At 39.1% G+C, this 18,473-nt stretch carries 13 protein-coding genes; 11 read left to right on the top strand and 2 right to left on the bottom strand.

The features are described from left to right. Positions 1-609 precede the first annotated feature (609 nt). The 5 genes from PHAL_RS0101050 (at position 610) to PHAL_RS0101025 (ending at position 10,662) form a co-directional block, all read left to right on the top strand. Complete coding sequence (locus PHAL_RS0101050; protein WP_016706541.1) at positions 610-1,848, top strand: AAA family ATPase; 1,239 nt, start codon at positions 610-612, stop codon at positions 1,846-1,848. Positions 1,849-1,863: 15 nt separating this feature from the next. Continuing rightward, positions 1,864-2,826 (top strand): transcriptional regulator, encoded by a 963-nt coding sequence (locus PHAL_RS0101045; RefSeq protein ID WP_016706540.1) that lies wholly within the window; start codon positions 1,864-1,866, stop codon positions 2,824-2,826. Positions 2,827-3,242: 416 nt separating this feature from the next. Beyond that, a complete protein-coding gene (locus PHAL_RS0101040) occupies positions 3,243-6,392 on the top strand; it encodes a DEAD/DEAH box helicase (RefSeq protein ID WP_016706539.1) in 3,150 nt (1,049 codons plus the stop codon). A gap of 714 nt (positions 6,393-7,106) precedes the next feature. After that, the gene (locus PHAL_RS0101030) at positions 7,107-8,111 is read left to right on the top strand and encodes an FHA domain-containing protein (RefSeq protein WP_016706537.1); all 1,005 of its coding nucleotides are present in this window, start codon (positions 7,107-7,109) and stop codon (positions 8,109-8,111) included. Then, a complete protein-coding gene (locus PHAL_RS0101025) occupies positions 8,074-10,662 on the top strand; it encodes a serine/threonine-protein kinase (RefSeq protein WP_016706536.1) in 2,589 nt (862 codons plus the stop codon). Before PHAL_RS0101030 ends, PHAL_RS0101025 begins: the two co-directional genes overlap by 38 nt. Here the strand turns inward: PHAL_RS0101025 and PHAL_RS0101020 are convergent. Then, positions 10,659-11,204, bottom strand: a complete 546-nt coding sequence (locus tag PHAL_RS0101020; RefSeq protein ID WP_016706535.1) for a hypothetical protein — start codon at positions 11,202-11,204, stop codon at positions 10,659-10,661. The genes PHAL_RS0101025 and PHAL_RS0101020 overlap by 4 nt on opposite strands. A gap of 208 nt (positions 11,205-11,412) precedes the next feature. On the opposite strand from PHAL_RS0101020, the gene rmuC reads away from it, so the two are divergent. The 3 genes from rmuC to PHAL_RS0101005 are packed head-to-tail and all read left to right on the top strand — an operon-like array spanning position 11,413 to position 13,823. Continuing rightward, a complete protein-coding gene (rmuC, locus tag PHAL_RS0101015; protein ID WP_016706534.1) occupies positions 11,413-12,882 on the top strand; it encodes a DNA recombination protein RmuC in 1,470 nt (489 codons plus the stop codon). A gap of 9 nt (positions 12,883-12,891) precedes the next feature. Further along, positions 12,892-13,203: a cupin domain-containing protein gene (locus PHAL_RS0101010; protein ID WP_016706533.1), complete on the top strand. Its 312-nt coding sequence runs from the start codon at positions 12,892-12,894 to the stop codon at positions 13,201-13,203. A 41-nt stretch (positions 13,204-13,244) separates the two neighbouring features. After that, on the top strand, positions 13,245-13,823 hold the full coding sequence (locus PHAL_RS0101005) for a DJ-1/PfpI family protein (RefSeq protein ID WP_016706532.1): 579 nt from the start codon (positions 13,245-13,247) through the stop codon (positions 13,821-13,823). On the opposite strand, the gene PHAL_RS0101000 is transcribed toward PHAL_RS0101005, so the two are convergent. Continuing rightward, a complete protein-coding gene (locus tag PHAL_RS0101000) occupies positions 13,820-14,710 on the bottom strand; it encodes a LysR family transcriptional regulator (RefSeq protein ID WP_016706531.1) in 891 nt (296 codons plus the stop codon). The genes PHAL_RS0101005 and PHAL_RS0101000 overlap by 4 nt on opposite strands. Positions 14,711-14,811: 101 nt before the next feature. Here PHAL_RS0101000 and PHAL_RS0100995 point away from each other — a divergent pair, with 101 nt between their 5' ends. The 3 genes from PHAL_RS0100995 (at position 14,812) to PHAL_RS0100985 (ending at position 18,447) form a co-directional block, all read left to right on the top strand. Beyond that, entirely contained in the window at positions 14,812-15,303 is a 492-nt protein-coding gene (locus PHAL_RS0100995) for a DUF2938 domain-containing protein (RefSeq protein ID WP_016706530.1), read from the top strand. Positions 15,304-15,311: 8 nt separating this feature from the next. Next, on the top strand, positions 15,312-15,956 hold the full coding sequence (gene tmpT, locus PHAL_RS0100990) for a thiopurine S-methyltransferase (RefSeq protein WP_016706529.1): 645 nt from the start codon (positions 15,312-15,314) through the stop codon (positions 15,954-15,956). 148 nt (positions 15,957-16,104) lie between these two features. Beyond that, complete coding sequence (locus PHAL_RS0100985) at positions 16,105-18,447, top strand: S9 family peptidase (RefSeq protein WP_016706528.1); 2,343 nt, start codon at positions 16,105-16,107, stop codon at positions 18,445-18,447. Positions 18,448-18,473: the final 26 nt, after the last annotated feature.

Here is an 18,473-nt window from a genome sequence, read left to right as displayed (position 1 = left end):
TAACTGAGCGGTTATAAGTCTAAATTTTACTAACTCAACTAAATTTTTGTCCGTCTATTTTCATTTTTTACAATAAAATACACGACATAATCATGTGTTTTCTAATTAGGCTGTGGATAATTAGTCGATCAGTTAGCATAGATCTGATCTATACCTACTACAGATCAGATCTATACTAATTAAAGTCATTATTTTTAGCTGAGCTAAGTGGATAACATCTTAATTTACTTAGTAAAAAATTGATCTGAACAGCATTTTTTGTGCATAATACTGTGCTCAAACTGTGCATAACTCAATAGCTAAATTTCTACTTAGTAAAATAGCGATCTGTCAGTAACTAAAGATCTGATCTTAACCAAGTATAAACCTGATCTGCTTTTTTTACTATTATTTATATATTTCATATGGTTATATGTAAATATTAAGCTCTTAACCTTTACTACCTTATATATTTAACCACCTTTAAACTTCTTTATTTATACTAAGCGATTTTAAATTTTCAATAAGTTTATTTAATGTCTTGTTATTAAAAGCCATGTCGCCTTAAATAGTTGTTTACAGTCATTTGAATGGACATTATACTAAAAGCCTAACTTTGAGGAAGAAAGTATGTCAATTCATAATAATGCGCTCTCCACTTATCGGCTTTTAAAAGCAACTGCAGAAGTAGCAGAAAAATCATTAGCAGGACGTATTCAGCATTATCGTGCCCATTTAAAATCAGAAGAAAAAGAACTGCGCACCTACACCCAAAAAGCAGCCGCAGATCTTTTAGGTTGTAATAATCGTACGTTAAAACGAAGACATGATAATGGCGATTTTGATGAACTGAATATTAAACGAGGTGCTAACGGTCATTATGCTTATACCTTAGTTAATATTTTTGCCATGGCAGATATCATGGATATTCAGCCTGATCACCGTAATGTAGATGATAAATTACAAGTTATCGTGATTAACTCACTTAAAGGTGGCTGTGGTAAAACCACTAGTATGGTTAATATTGCAGCTGCCTTAGCGACTACAAACATCAAGCGCTATCGTATTGGTATTATTGATTTAGATCCACAAGGTTCTTCTTCAAGTTTTTTCCCACCTAGTGAGCCTGAACCAATCACTGTGGGTGATTTAATGCGTGACTGTATTGATTTAGATGCTGATGAGACTTGGCAACAATTGGTTACAAATGCATTTTTACCTACGCATATTCCAAATATTCGTATATTACCCTCTGGTATGGACGATTTTTACTTTGAGCACGAAACAGCAACCTTGTTAAAAGATAGCTCAAGTTATGATGTTACGCGTCATTATCATAAATTGCTCGAAAAAGTAATTGAGCCTGTTAAAGATCAATTTGATATCATCTTAATAGATACAGCACCATCTCTTAACTTTATGTTTTATAATGCTTTAATGGCTTCAACAGCTATGCTTATTCCTGTTCATCCTGAAGCTGTAGACTTTGATGCAAACAATAAATATCTTAAACGATTAGGTGAAATTTATCATACTGTGGCTTCTTTAGGTCATGAGGGCTGGGATTTTATGCAATTTTTAGTGACTAATTACGTTAAAGGTAATCACTCACAACGTGACATTGTAAAAGATGTTCGTAGTGCATTCGGTCGCCAAGTAATGAGCTATCCTATTAATCATAGTTCAGCAATTACCGCCAGTTCATCATCATTTAATACCATTTTTGATCAAAAAACATCTGACAGTCTTGCCAGCCGTGAGTCTTTATTGCGTGCGCAAGAAAATATCAAGGATGTGGTCGATGAACTTGAAATGTTGATCCGCTCAAACTGGCTTTCAACCCAATCTCAATTGAATGAACCTAAGTAAGGTAGTTAACAAAAAATGGCTAAAAAACGTAAAAATGACACCAGCTTAGATCCTTTTGCAACTTCGATTGGTAGCAGTAGTTTAGATGAGTTGTTAGAGCAAGCCAGTGCTGGTGATGTAATTAAAATGCCTGCACCAAGTGATCCAAACCGCCAGATCACGCTTGTTTGTAAAGTGATCCCCCATGCAGAAATTGAAACTAGCACTAAGGTCTATGCTAAAAATCGCCGCGTACAGATCCTGTTAAATGAAAAATCAGTGGCTGATATTCTTCCTGCAATAAGCGAGGACGGACGTAATCAACACCCAGCCCTATGTTGGGATAAAGGCGATGAAACCTTGGTACTGGCCGGTTCACGTCGTCGTATGGCTTGTATTTTAGGTAACGCCGACTATATGGTATTAAGTTCAACGGACTTTACCGAACAGGATGCTAAGATTTTAGCAATCTCTTCGGATCAATATATTGCTCCGAGCTTATGGGAGCTGGGTCAAGCTTATCAACAAACTAAAGATGAATTAGTTGAGCAAGGCAAAAAAGGGTCATACCGTGAAGTAGCAGCAATTGAAGGTGTGTCACATACTGCCATTGCCGATGCAATTAAAGCCTATGAGAAGCTTCCTGCAGCTGTGCTTTCGTTATACCCCACTGCTAATCATGTTGGTCGAGAAGTCGCCAAAAAGCTTATAGCAGCTAAAGAGCGAGATGAACACGCTTTTAATCAACTCGTTAATCAATTAACTGATGATATAAGTTTAGATGAGATCACTGGCGATGATAAACGTGCTATGGCGATCACTAAATTGCTGACCACTGAGCCACAATCAACTCAACGTCGTGAGGCTTTGTTAGAAAATGACTATATCAGTGTGCAACGTAATTTAAAAAGTGGTGATGTCTCCATTAAAATTGATAATAAAGTGATGACAGACAAACGCTTAGAGCAATTAACTAAGTTATTAAATGCGTTTAATTAGTTGATAAAAGTCTGATCTGAAGGTGAGGTTTAGTTAGTAATATACTGATCTCCCTCCTTCATTAAGTTAGTAAAATAATGATCTAGAGTGTATGAAATACCTATTTTTTAACTCTCAGATCATTTTTTTACTAACTTATACCCCTTATTTTCACTTTTTGCCGGTAAATAACTTATCGCTTAGTAAAAATATGATCTGTAAACCCCCTCGTTTCTTGCTTAGTTGTTTATAACTTGTGTGTTAGTTGTTGGTTAAATGTGATTAACTAAAAAAGTAGCCAAATATTTTTGTTGAGAACACTTTTTTACTAAGTTCTCAGATCCAACCAGTCTGATTAAACATTTTAATGCTTTAGCTCAACGCCGATAAATCATATACTGGTGAAATTATTTTTGATTTTTACTGCCTTGAGCAATATGTCTGCTAACTTATCTAAAAATGACTTACTCGCTATTTTCGAAGAGATAAAACAAGAACAAGCTACTCAGTTCCCTTTATCTGAACGGTTTATTAAACAACTATTTAAACCGCATGTGCTCAGTAAAGCAAAAGAGTATGTCGCAAATGGACAAATTAACTGGTTAGAGCACAATCATGATTTTTCTGTGATTGATGCGTCGATGCTAGGCAATCAAGGTACAACATTTTCTCAGCATATTGAAATCAGAAAATTAGCCAATGGCTTTGCTGTTGATCGTCATTGTTCTTGTAATGCTAAAACTAACTGTCGACATTTAGCTGCAGTGTTGTTGAAACTTAAGATTGATCACTCAGGTGATTATGGCCAAGATTATATTATGAATGATTGGTTTACTGAGCTTACATCGCTTAAACAAACCCAATCACAATCTGCAAAAAATGTTTTATTGTTTGTACTCGATGTGGAAAACTCACGAGTTATATTGACTCCTAAAATTGCTGCATTCTCTGCTGAACATAATTACACCCTTGGCCGCAACTTAACTGATCAACAGCTTAATAGTTTTGTTACTCCTTCGGATTTACTCGAAGCTGATTTTCGTTTGTATACTTGGATACGCTCGCAAAATGCGCTTGGTAACCTTGAGCTTAAAGGGCAATGGGGTTTTAATGCATTACAACAGCTACTCAGTTCTCAGCGTTTATTTTTTGGACGCACAAGACAAGCAATTAAAGCGGATAGCGCTGAGGATCTTATTTTTTCTTGGTCACACAAGAATGACCTGACACAGCTTAATGTATCTATTAACAGCAGAGACTCTTGGTTATTATTAAAAACTACACCACCGACTTATCTTGATACTGAAAAATTGCGGATTGGTCGTTTACGCACCCCATTGAGCGGCGAAGAAGTTGCACATATACGTGCTATTCCAGCAATTCATACCGCCAATTTTGATCGAGTATATAAACAGTTAGCGGCTAATTTTGGGGATGGCGTGATCCCTCATTATCAACAATCTGAGCGAAAAAGAATAAAGCGTGTCGCTGATGCATCAGCGGTTGTTGAAGTTAGTAATACCAATAATGATTTAAAGCTAACGCTTAACTTTAATTATCAAGATCAGCATTACGCTCCTAATAAGGCTCCTGTACACTTACTTAATAGCTCGCTTGAAAATACAGTGATAACTGAGCTTACAAACCTCGGCTTTACACTCTGTAAAGGGGCTTTACAAAATAAATTTATATTTAACAAACAATCAGTTATACATCAGCATTGGTTTAAGTATGAAGTCATTCCAGGCCTTAAACAACGTGGATGGAAAGTAACTGATAAAAAGCTAGTTGTTAAAAAGTCGCTCAGCAGTGTTGGCTTAGAGGTTAAGCGCGGTAAAGGTCATCAAATTGTTAGTAAAATATTGATCCCAGATGTTAAAGCTTCACTCGTGCTTGCTAACGATCACCCTGAGTTTGAATCGTTAAACCGCCAAAGTGAACACTTTTATTATTATGCGAGTGGCAAAAAGTTTGGCGTTATAAGTAAAGCTGCTTTCAATGTGTTAGCTGATTTTAAGCAACGTTTTGAGTTTATAAAAACCCGTGACGAATTACTAATGCCACTGTCCTTTTTAGTGCATTTAATTGATTGCAGTAGTTTAGATATTACGCTTGTTGATGATCATTTAGAGTCCTACCTTACTGAGCTTAATAGCTCTGAAACCGATGACAGCATCTCTTTGCATGGCCTAAATGATGGTGTGAAATTACGTGAATATCAACAACAAGGCGTACAGTGGCTGCAGTTTTTAAAGCGTCATCAATTAGGTGGAATTTTGGCTGATGATATGGGGTTAGGTAAAACGTTGCAGGTGATTGCATTTTTAGCGAACTCCCGACAACGAGAACAAGCAGGGCCTACCTTGATTGTGTGTCCAACCAGTCTGATTAGTAATTGGCAAAATGAAATAAGTAAATTTGCCAGTAGTATTAAAGTTACCACTATTTTTGGAGCTGCACGTGTCGAGCAATTACAGCATCTAGCCCAGGCTGATTGTATTTTGACGACCTACCCATTATTGAAGCGTGATATCGCTTATTATGCGCCGCTATATTTTGAGAATATTATTCTTGATGAAGCGCAATATATTAAAAATGACAGTGCACAAGTAACCCGTTTGGTTAAGCGGCTAAACGCACAATTTAACTTGTGTTTAAGTGGCACGCCAATTGAAAACAACTTATTTGAGTTAAAATCATTACTCGACTTTGCCATGCCCTCTTTACTTGGCTCGCAGACTCATTTTAAAGAACATTTTCAAACACCTATAGAGCGAGATGCTGATGTTGAACGTGCTAATGAACTTAAGTCATTAATTCTCCCATTTATTTTGCGTCGTACTAAAGCAGAGGTTGCGCAAGAACTGCCGTTAAAAACTGAATTAGTAAAAGAGTTTGAGTTTGAGGCTAAACAACAAGAGCTCTATCAAAGCATCACTCATTCATTAGAACAGAAAATAGTCGACCTATTTGCTTCACAAGGCGCACAAAAAAGTAAGTTGGTGTTTTTAGAAGCTTTACTAAAATTGCGACAAATATGTTGTCACCCTCGTTTACTCGATGAAAGTACTACGGCCAGAAGCGCAAAGCTTGACTGGTTAAGTACACATTTACCAGTAATGTTAGATGAAGGTCGTAATATTATTATTTTTAGTCAATTTACTTCAGCCCTCGATATTATTGCTGAACAGCTAGCCTCGCTTGGTATCAATTACAGCTTATTAACTGGGCAAACAAGGCACCGCGATAAAGTGATTGCAGAATTTACCAGCGGAACAAGCTCAGTGTTTTTGATTAGTTTAAAAGCCGGTGGTACAGGACTCAACCTTACCCAAGCAGATACCGTGATCCATTTCGATCCTTGGTGGAACCCCGCGGTTGAAAAACAAGCGACAGATCGTGCCTATCGCATTGGGCAAACCAACCCTGTCTTTGTCTATAAATTAATTATGGCTAATTCCATAGAACAAAAAGTATTTAAAATGCAGCAACATAAGCAAGCACTCGTTGATGCATTATTTACTGAAAAATCAATGAGTTTTACTAAGTTTGATGAAGAACAAATGCTGTCTTTAATTAAAAGTTAGAATAATCTATAAAAAATTGGATTTTTTCTGAACTAAATTTGACTTGCTTAGTCTATTACTATGCTTGTGGTTAAATTGCAGTTTACCCAAGCATCATGTTGATTTCCCATTTGGTTACTAGTTTTAGTAATGATTGAGCCAGCTCACCTTGAGTTGGCTTTTTTTATGTTTGCTACGTGCAAAATTTTCAAATTATTTTTGAACTAAATTTAACTACCCGCGTCTACTATTATGCTTGTTGTTAAATTGCAGTTTGCACAAGCATCATGTTGATTTCCCATTTGGTTACTAAGTTTAGTAATGATTGAGCCAGCCCACCTTGAGCTGGCTTTTTTTATGTTTGCACGTGCGAAAGTTTTTTTAATTATTTTTGAACTAAATTTAATTACCCGCGTCTACTATTATGCTTGTTGTTAAATTGCAGTTTGCACAAGCATCATGTTGATTTCCCATTTGGTTACTAGTTTTAGTAATGATTGAGCCAGCCCACCTTGAGCTGGCTTTTTTTATGCCTGCCATGTAATAACACGTAATATTTATTTCATTATTTTGTCGCTAAAATATTGTTGTCAGTAGTAATAATTTACTATCTTGTGGTTTTATAAGTAAATGTTAATTTTTTGTGTTTTATTTTCTTTTTTGTGTGTCTATTGTTTTAGAATCATTGTAATATCAATGGGTAGATGCGTACCTAATTTATGAAGGGTATTGAAGATGGCTTATTTATTAAATAAAGATTCGAATGAATGTTGCTTTTTATATGCACACCATAGCTTTGGCCGTTTTCAATACTCGGTTGATACTTTTGTCAATGACTTGAGTGTATCGAAAATCCACACCATCATTGAGTGGTTAAATGGTAAATGGTTCATCAGGGATTTAAGCCTCAACGGTACTTGGTTAAACCATAAGCGCTTACAAAAAGATAGCGTTGAGGAGTTACATATCGGGGATAAAATTTATTTTGCTGGTAACTCTCAAGTTACTTATGTGGTTAAAGACCTCAGTCCACCCGTTGATCAATTGGTCAAACTTGACGCACAGCAAAATAAGACCACAGAAACTCTAGCACTCAATAATTACCATCTATTACCTGCCGAACAACCTGAATGGGCCATAATGTACCAGCCGAACTGCGGTCAATGGTATCTTGAATCGTTGCATGATGATGAATTTAGCACGTGCGAAATGCTACAAGATGATAGTGTGATTAATTTAGCGAATGAACAGTGGGTTTTTCTTTCAAGTCATTTGGAAGTAGACACACAAGTGAGTAGTGTTCCGCAACTTTATATTAATGAGTTAGATTTCATTTTTAATTTAAGCTTAGATGAAGAAACTTCTGAGTTAACAGTCCATCATCATGATAAAGACATTGATTTACACGTTCGCTGCCATCATTACCTGACTTTAAACTTAGCCCGATACCGTGCCGCGGATGCCAAAAAAGGCGTGTTGCCAGCAAATCAGGGGTGGGTCAATACTGAGCAATTAGTAAAGGATTTAGGTGTTGATATGCGCTACTTGAATATTCAAATTCATCGCGCTAGAAAGCAATTTTCAGAGGTTTTGACTAATGTACATGACGCTGAAAATATAATTGAAAGGCAGCTGCGAAAAGTGCGTTTTGCTGGCGCATCCTATACGATTTACAAAGGATGCGAATTAGAGAGTACCTCGGATGTCGCAAGAACAAGAAGAAAAAGTATCACAATTTAACAAAGTAACAACTAACTACAAATTAATAAAGTTACTAAGCCAAGGAGGGATGGGATGCGTTTATTTAGCTGAAGATATCCGGTTAAAACGCTATGTAGCGATCAAGTTTTTAAAGCTTACTGAAGGACCGCTTAGTGATCCGTTAGTTGAGGCGCAGCTACTTGCGCGGCTCAATCACCCTAATATTGTGCAAATTCATGATGTATTACTGTACGACAAGCAAATTTGTATCGTTATGGAATACTTAAAAGGCAAAACGTTACAACAGTTTCAGCATCAACATATTACAACCTTACCTGAAAAGTTAGCTCTACTGGCGCAATTATGTGATGGCTTAGTACATGCCCATTCTGAGGGGGTGATGCACTGTGATCTCAAACCTGCCAATATTCTTATCGACAAACAAAAACTAAAAATTACCGATTTTGGTATTGCGACATTGCAGCATAATGCTGCAAACGAACAAACTGAGATTGCGAGCTTTGGCAGCGCTAGCGCGATGTCGCCGGAGCAGCTAAATAAACAGCCATTAGACTTTCGCAGCGATCTATTCTCGTTTGGTATGTTAGCTTTTCAATTTATCAGTGGTCGTCATCCATTTGGCAATGGCTCTGCGCAAGCAATTGCGCATAGTATTCTGAATGAAAAACCTATGAATGCCCGCGAAATAACGCCTAAATTACCGGATGAATTATGTGATTTACTTGATCAATTATTACAACGTAAGAAAGAGCGTCGCCCTCCCGACGCAGCTACGACAGCTCGTAAGCTGCAAAGTGTGATAATTGCAATTACCCAACAAGAAATTTTGGCACAAGCAACGCAACCTATTGACCAGCTTGAAGTAACGAAAAGTACCACGAAAAAACCGTTACTCTTTACACTGTTGGTTGGGGCTGCATTGGTTGCAGGCGGTTTGATATATCAATTTAAAGTACGCCAAACGAGTGAGTATTTTGTGGCGTTTCTGCCGCCGGTAGTTAAATCTGCAGAGCTCTTATCTGTGGATACAGGCATGCTTAAAGCGACTATTGATGATGCGATCAGACAAGGGATTATTAATAGTAAGCGGTTAAACCTTATTTCACAGGATGAAATCGAAATAATAGAGCAAGGAGCCAGCGCTGAACTGACGTTTATCGATAAGTTAAATAAGCTTAGCCAAGCAACAGGTATACAAGAAGTCGTGACAGCAGAACTTAATTGTATTCAGCCACAATGCTATTTAACGTTAGAGCGTTTAGAGGCTCCAAAATGGTCAGTTAAAGCGCGAAAGCAATGGCCTATTGTGATTGATAATTACAGTCAAATGTATCAGTTAAGTACTCAGCAATTAACGGCGTTATTCCCTGACTTTAATAGCAAATATATCCCCTTGGCACAGCTTAGTGATGAAGTACAACAACAACATATAGAGCTATACCAACAAGTTCAGTTAGCGGGTGAATATAGCGATGAGTTACTTAATCAAATATCCCAAGCGATTGAATTAACTCCTCAGTTATACGCTAACTATGAATTACTTCGCGAAGTGGCGCTTGGTTTATATCAGCAGTCACAGCAAAGCGATTATTTAGAGATTGCTAGGAAGCTGTTGTTTAATGCTCCTGCTGAGTATCAAAATACCCCTGCATTTGTTAAAAGCGCTATGCTTATTGCTGTTGCTAAGCAGGACTGGCATGCTGCAAAACAGTATTTAGCCAAAGCTGAGCAAGTGGGTGCAAGTCCGCTAACACTTTACGAGCTACAAGGTTTATTATATTTACAGCAGGATCAATTAGCCGAGGCACAGCACGCCTTTGAGTCTGCGTTAGAAATACGTGCTAATCCAAGAATTAAGCAGAACTTAGCGCAAGTGTTGTGGTGGCAAGGTAAAATAGTTGAAGCCAAAAAACTGCTTAATGAGGTAATTAGTATTAGCCCGCAAAACTATATGGCCAACCAATTACTGGCAGATATAGCGCTTACAGAGGGGGATTTAAGTGTTGCAATTGAGCAGTATAAACAAGCTATAGCTGTTAAAGCTGAAAGCATTGATTTAAGTAACTTAAGTATTGCGTATTCTTTACAAGGAGAGTTTGAGCAAGCTTTAATCGTTGCCCAGCAGGCGGTTGATATGAACCCTGAGCATGTTAGTTATCGGCTTAACCTAGCGGATATAGAAAAGTCCCTTGAACTCAATGAATCCTATCCTATTAACTATTTAAAAGTAATTGAACTGACACAATCACAGCAGACTTTAGATAGCCTGTTAGAAGTGGCTCAAGCATATAGCCAACTAGGTGAAGCAAAATTGGCACTGCAGGCACTCAATAAAGCCATCAGTATTGCTGCCGAACATTACGAATACGTGTTTACTGCAGCACTTGTTTATAGTGTGATTGGTGAATTTCAGTCAGCAATCATGTATATAGAAAAATCGCTTACTATAGGCTATCACCCTATGTGGTTTACATTACCGTGGTTTACACCATGGTGCCAAAAAGAAGAGTTTATTGTGTTAATGCAGCAATATGACCCTTCTTTTAGCTGTCGCAGTGTTTTAAATTAGAGAGTGCCTGGTCTACGCACCACTATTTTAGGGTCTTGCGACATATAAATTTTTCCCGAAGGGACATGTTTAGCTGTATACCTAAACGAGATAGGTAAATACTCAGTCTCTTGGCCTTCTGTAACCTCAATTACTTGATCGAGGTTGTCTTTGTCGGCGCCTATAAATTCATAGGTTGGCTCAACTTGCGTAATTCTTAACACTAAAGTGTCGTCATCCATGATGAGTGTGGAAATATTATATTGGCAGTTGCTATCAGCGCCACAGTACTCAACGCCATTTCCGTAAAACTCCCAGTCATCGGCTACGGAAGGATCAATATTTATAATTAGTTCTAGATACTGTTTTTTTTCAATACTCTTGAGGTGAGCATCGCTACCGTTATTAAAATACACACTGAGTTCTTCTGTTGGTGTCGCTTCATGATTAAAAAACGTCAGCCAATTCTCTTGAGTATGGGGTAAAACGGTGAGTGTTTTAACTGAAAAGTAGTTGTCAGGTTTGCACTGCACTTCAATATTAGGGGTTTTTATATCGTTCATGTGATCAATCCTTGTGTTGAGGAGTCGTTATTTTTAATCATTCTTAATCATTGCATTTCAGTGTAGAAGAAAACTTTTCAGAAAACGAGCTTACGCAAGTGATTTGTAATGCTATGTAATATTTTTAGTTCACTTAGCTAAATACGCCTATCTAGAGGTTTTAATATTCGTTATGATGAAGTGTCTTTTGGTTAATTAAGTTTAATTTATGTATATACAGCTACTTACGAGTATTGATTGGATAAGTGTTGGCGTTGGTTTTGCCACCTCTACAGCGCTTTTAAGTGCCGTTTATGCAGGTCGACGTAAGCGACTATTACAGCAAATTAATGAGCAACAACAGCAGCTGTTATTAACCCAAACACAATTTAACGATAAGCAGCAGCAGTATGTTGCCCTTGCAGATGAACATGATCTCCTTCAGCAAAGCCATCAAGAGCAACGCGACGAAACTCAGCACTATAAAACTCGCTGTACTGAACAAGAAAAACAAAGCCAGCAATACAGTCATTATTGGCGCAAAGCAGAAGCAGAATTAACCACTTTGCGGGGAGAATATAATGAGCGCAATGTTGATCTCAATAACATGCGTACCATGCTTGAGCAAAAGCAAACACATTTTGAGCAACAGCTACAGCATATAAAAGACAGCAAAGAGCAGCTTAAAAAAGAGTTCGAAAACCTCGCAAACCAAATTCTTGAAGACAAATCCCAAAAATTTAAAACCCTTAACCAAGAAAGCATTGAACAGCTATTAAAACCTGTGCAAGGTGAGCTTAAAGGGTTTAGAGATAAACTAGAATTGATCCACGTTGAAGACGTAAAACAGCGTGAAGCACTTAAAATAGAGTTACTGCATTTACAAGCGAAAAGCCAAGCAATCACCGAACAAGCTGACAAGCTCAGCAACGCGCTACAAGGGCAAAAGAAAACCCAAGGTAACTGGGGCGAGTTAATGCTTGAAAACGTGCTCGACAGCGCAGGACTGCGAGCCGGTAGTGATTACAAGCGCGAAGTGTCGTTTAATACTGAAGATGGCCGCTTGCGCCCCGATGTAGTGGTATATTTACCGCAAGGTCGCCATTTAGTGATTGACTCTAAAACATCGCTAAACGCTTATACCCGCTATGTTAATGCCGATACTGAGCTAGAGGCTCAACAAGCAATTAAAGAGCATGTTGAGGCGGTTAAAGCACGTATTAATGAACTTGCCAGTAAATCGTACGACCGCTTACCTGGGCTTAACTCCCCTGAGGTGGTGATCATGTTTGTGCCAATAGAGTCAGCGTTTGTTGAGGCGCTTAAATACCAAAGCGATATTTACCAACAAGCGATAGAGAAGAACATTTTGGTTGCTACCCCGACCACCCTCTTAACCAGCTTAAATATAGTTAAGCAGTTATGGCGTTTCGAAGAGCAAACGAAATATTCTAAAGAGCTGGCTAATCGCGCCGAGCGTTTTTATAGTAAACTCAACGGCTTTTTAACCAGTATGGAAGGTGTTGGTAAGCAATTAGATAAAGCCAAAGAAAGCTACGACAAAGCGTTTTCTCAGTTATATCGCGGTAAAGGTAACCTAATTAAGCAAGCCTCTGAGTTTAAAGAGCTTGGCGTATCAGTACAAAAAGAGTTACCTGCTGAAATCTTAGAGCGGGCGCAATTAGAGCTAGATGAATAAGGGGATTGTATGCAGATCATTCGTGGTAAAGAGTTTACCGCAGAAAAAGCGTGGGGAGCTAAAGATATTGCCAACATGAATGGCATTACGACCCGCTTACATTGGACTGATAAGCCATATAAATGGCACATTAATGATGGTGAAGAAGTCTTTGTAGTACTTGATGGTGAAGTTGAAATGTTTTATAAGCAAGATGGCGAAACGCACTCAACGGTGCTGCAAAGTGGTGATATTTTTTATGCCTCAATAGGCACTGAACACGTAGCCCACCCTGTGGGTGAAGCGCGTATTTTAGTAATTGAAACGCAAGGTAGTGTTTAATGTTTGATGCCAATGAAGCTAAAGCATAAGGGAATCAAATTATGAACATAGGGATTTATATTTACGATGATGCCGAAGTGCTGGATTTCTCAGGCCCATTTGAAGTATTTAGCACTGCTAAACGACTCGCTGATAACGATTGGCAGGTGTGCCTTATTGCAAAAAGCAATACACCGGTTATGGCGCGCGGTGGTTTCACTGTAAACCCCCATTACAGTTTTGCTGATCACCCTGCTATTGATTTGCTCATAGTTGTTGGTGGTGTGCATACCCATGAGCTTGAAAAACCAGCCGTAATAAACTGGATACGAAAAACCGCAGGCGTTGCTAGTAAAGTTGTTTCAGTATGTACGGGAGCATTTTTATTAGCCAAAGCAGATTTACTCGATGGTTTAACGGTTACGACGCATTGGGAAGATCAAACTGATCTCACCACTATGTTTCCAAGCCTAAATGTGATCGCAAATAAACGCTGGGTATCACAAGGTAAATTTACCACCTCAGGCGGTATTTCTGCGGGTATAGATATGAGCTTACAATTGGTATCAGAGTTAATAAGCCCAGAACATGCCGAGCTTACGGCAAAGCAAATGGAATATCAGTGGCACAAAAACACTTAACCTTCTGGGAGCTGCTGTTGTATAAATGCGTGCATGTAATCACGTAAACAAACCGATTTTTTACTAAGTAAACGCCCGCTTGGCCAAATAGCAAAAATTTCCCTTGGTAGACCTTGCCAAGCAGGTAACACTCTCACTAACTCACCAGTTTTAAGCTCGTTTATAATTTCGAATCGCGGCAGTAATCCCACGCCTTGATGGTCGCACAGTTGATATTTCACAAACCCCGTATCGTTATAAATACTACTAAAACGGCACATGTGTGTATAACTGGCGCGAGTCTGGGTATTAGTAAGTGGCCAGCTATTTCTTAGTGTAGTGCCAATCAAGCGGTGCTGTTTTAGGTCACTTGGCTGCTCTAACTTAGTGCTATTGGCTAAATAGCTTGGAGTAGCCACCAAAATAGCATCGGCTTGCCCGAGCTTTTTTTGCTGTAATAGCGAATCTTCCTGTGGGCCTATTCTTAGGGCTAAATCTGCCTGGCTTTTTATTATGTCTTCAAGTTGATTACTTAAAATAAGTTCTAATTGAATATCGGGATACGCTTTAGTGAACGATAACCACATAGGCCTTAAAAAACCATGACAAATATTCAGTGGCGCAAGCACTTTAAGCTTACCGCTTAGTTGCTCTTTTTGTTGGTTAAGTTGATGGCTGGTTTGTTCAAATTGCTCAACTAAACTGACGTAGCTTTGATAGTAAACTTGGCCTTGTTGAGTCAAGGTACACTGGCGCGCCGAGCGATGCAGTAACTTTTGCCCAAGCCGATATTCAAGGCGTTGCAGCCGCCGTGTCACTGTTGCCGCAGGGAGTGATAAGTACTCCCCAGCTTGAGATAAACCACCTTGTTGCACTATATGCACAAATAACACTATATCGTCTAACATAATTCCACTTTTGCAATTTAAGATTGATTAAAGCTTTGTATTTAACGTTTTTGTAAGTCTATATCATTGTAGCCACGTTTTCTTGGCAAAGGGTAATCTTAATGTTTGAAAGCATTGATTGGGTTTCGGTGGTTGTTATGGGCATTGGTGCAACGCTATTGCTCGATGTATGGAGTTTCATGCTTGCTAAAGTATTTGCGGTGTCGTCGTTAAACTTTTGTTTGGTAGGTCGCTGGGTGAGTTTAATGCGCACAGGCCAATTTAGGCATACTGCTATTGGCAAGGCTAAGGCACAAAATAAGGAGTGTGCGTTAGGTTGGCTTATACATTATTTAGTAGGGATCATTTTTGCTTTGGTATTCTTAATGGTGATGCCAAACAATTGGCTTGAATCGCCCACTTTTTGGCAGGCCTTGTTATTTGGTGTGCTAACAGTATGTATGCCATTTTTTGTTATGCAACCTGCTTTAGGGCTCGGTATTGCAGCCCGCAACACTGAAAAGCCTGTTTTTGCTAGAGTCAAAAGTTGCGCAGCACATTGTGTCTTCGGTATTGGTCTTTATTTCAGTGCACTTTTATTAGTGATATTTTGAGGGGTGGCATGTCGAATAATTATTGGCTAAAACGATGGCAAAATAACGACATTGGTTTTCATGAGCAAGAAGTGAATCCATTTTTAGATCGTTATTTTACTAACTTAAATGTAAAACATAATGGCAGAGTATTCGTGCCACTTTGTGGAAAAACAAACGATATTGCTTGGTTACTCGAACAGCAATTTAAGGTTGTAGGGAGCGAACTAAGCGAAGATGCAATAATCCAGCTTTTTGATTCATTAGCTTTAATTGCCACAGTCACAACTTATGGCGCACTAAAACTTTATCAAGCACATAACCTCGCTATTTGGGTGGGAGACATTTTTGCTTTAACTACCACGTTAGTTGGCGTTGTTGATGCAATATATGACCGCGGGGCTTTAGTGGCTTTACCTTTAGCATTACGAGGAAAATATACTGCTCATTTAACTAAGATCACTCATAATGCCCCACAACTGCTCATCTGTTGTGTATATGATCAATCTCAACGGGATGGCACGCCTTACAGTGTGAGTGCTCAAGAAGTCTTTGATCATTACCACCGTGTTTATACGCTTGAGCTAATAAAGTGCCAGCGTATCAAAAATGGTATTAAAGGCGTTGAGCCTGCTAATGCGTTAGTCTGGTTACTACATAAAAACAATTGCTAATTTTGTATATTGCATGCAATATTTGAGGTGGTTGTATAGATCACTGCGATAAGCTATCAACAATTAGCTGACAAAGTTTGCTAAAGTAAGCTTATCGCAAGACATCTTTAACAATAACAAAAGCATTACCTCACTTTAGGATCTCCACATGAAACTACTCAAATCCTCGGCTTTAGTACTGTCGGTACTCGCCGGACTTACGTTATCAGGTTGCTCTGTAACGCAAAATACCACTGGGAGTACAGTAATGAGCCAAGTTAGTAACCCACTCACCCTTGAGCAAATCTATAAAGATAAATACTTTAAAGCACAGCGTAGCACGTACTTTAAATGGCTTGATGATGGCACTGGCTACACCGTACTTGAAGAACGTGAGAGCGAGAAAAACAAAAAAGAAGACGCTGATAATGCTAAAGCAGATGATGAAAAAGAGCACGGCGTAAAAGGCAACGACATTGTGTTTTACAATGCTGATGGTACGGGCCGTAAAGTATTAGTTGAGTTTGAAAAGTTATTGCCAGAGGGGGCAGACGAGCCATTTGCAATCGAAAGCTACCAATGGTCAAAAGACGGTAAATGGCTAATGGTATTTACCAACAGCGAGCAAGTTTGGCGCTCACGCAGCCGCGGTGACTTTTGGTTACTCAATCTTGAGACTAATCAATTACAACAATTAGGCGGTGCAGACGTTGAGCCTAAAAAGCTTATGTTTGCTAAATTCTCGCCAGATAGCTCAAAAGTGGCTTACGTGCGCGATAACAACATTTATATGCAAGCGGTTGGCAACAATGACGTAATTGCCCTTACAACCGATGGCAGCGCCACCATTGTAAATGGCAACTTTGATTGGGTATACGAAGAAGAATTTACCATTGCTGATGGCTTTCGTTGGAGCCCAGATAACAAATCAATCGCCTATTGGCAGCTTGATACCAGTGACGTTAAATTTTTCACTATGATCAACAACACAGATGACCTCTACCCTACTCTCAAAGAGTTCCCATATCCTAAAGCCGGTGAAACTAACTCTGCTGTTCGTGTTGGCGTGGTAAGCCTTGCTGATAAGAAAACCCGCTGGGCCAAACTTGAAGGTGATAATCGCGACCGCTACATTCCACGTATCAGCTGGGCAGGCACTGGGGATGAATTAATGATCCAAGACCTAAACCGCCCGCAAAGTCACAACAAGGTATGGTTATTTGACTGGCAAAAGCAGCAACTGACTAAAATTTTAGAAGACAAAGACGATGCGTTTATCGAATGGTTTTATAAAGCCAACTGGTCAAAAGACGGTAAATTCTTTATTTGGCATAGCGAACGTGACGGCTGGCGTCATCTTTACCGTGTATCGCGCGATGGTAAAACCATTATTGACCTAACGCCTGGCGATTACGATATTGTTGATATGCTCACTATCAATGAAGAAAAAAATGTCATGTATTTTATTGCCTCGCCAGAGAATCCTGGCCAGCGCTATTTATACAGCACGCCACTTGATGGTAGCAGCAAACCTGTGCGTGTAACCCCAGCTGAGTTTGAAGGCTCAAACAGCTATTACATGTCAAAAGATGCCTCATGGGCAATGCACAGCTATTCTAAATTTGGCACCCCACCAACAAAAGAAATCATTAAAGTGAGCAATCACAGTAATGTAAAAACCTTAGTTGAAAATAACGGGCTGAAAGAAAAACTCGCTGAGCAAAGCTTACCAAGCCATGAGTTTTTTAAAGTGAATGCGCAGGATGGCACCGAGCTTGACGGCTACATTATGTTCCCAGAGAACATGGATAAAAGTAAAAAATACCCGATTGTTTTTTACGTATACGGTGAACCGTGGGGCTCAACAGTGCAAGACCGCTGGGAAGGCAATAGCTACTTGTACAAATCATTGTTAACGCAAAAAGGCTTTATTGTCGCATCAGTTGATAACCGCGGTACACGCGCACCCAAAGGCCGCGATTGGCGCAAATCGATTTATAAAAAAATCGGATCAATTACCGTGCAAGATCAAGTTGATGCGCTCGATGCCATGGCTAAACGTTGGGATGTAATAGACACCGACCGCGTTGGCGTTTGGGGTCACTCAGGTGGCGGTAGCTCTACCCTTAACTTATTGTTCCGCCATGGTGATAAATTTAAAGTGGGGATTGCCTCAGCGCCAGTGCCTGATATACGTTTATACGACACCATTTACCAAGAGCGTTATGCGGGTAACCCAAATACCGACCCAGAAAGCTACGATAACACTTCGCCTATCACGTTTGCTAAAAACCTAACGGGTAAGCTATTGCTTATTCACGGCACTGGCGATGATAACGTGCATTACCAAGGCTCAGAGCGCTTAATTGATGAACTCGTTAAGCACAACAAACAGTTTGAGTTTTTCTCATACCCTAACCGTTCACACAGCCTAAGTGAAGGCAAAGGCACCACTTTGCATTACCACACAATGATGGCCGAGTTTTTTGAAAAGAACTTATTGAATCAATAACTCAGTAAGTTAACTTAGAGACTAAA

This window comes from Pseudoalteromonas haloplanktis ATCC 14393, assembly GCF_000238355.1.
GTDB lineage: Bacteria > Pseudomonadota > Gammaproteobacteria > Enterobacterales > Alteromonadaceae > Pseudoalteromonas > Pseudoalteromonas haloplanktis.
This window is presented reverse-complemented; position numbering and strand designations above follow the sequence as displayed.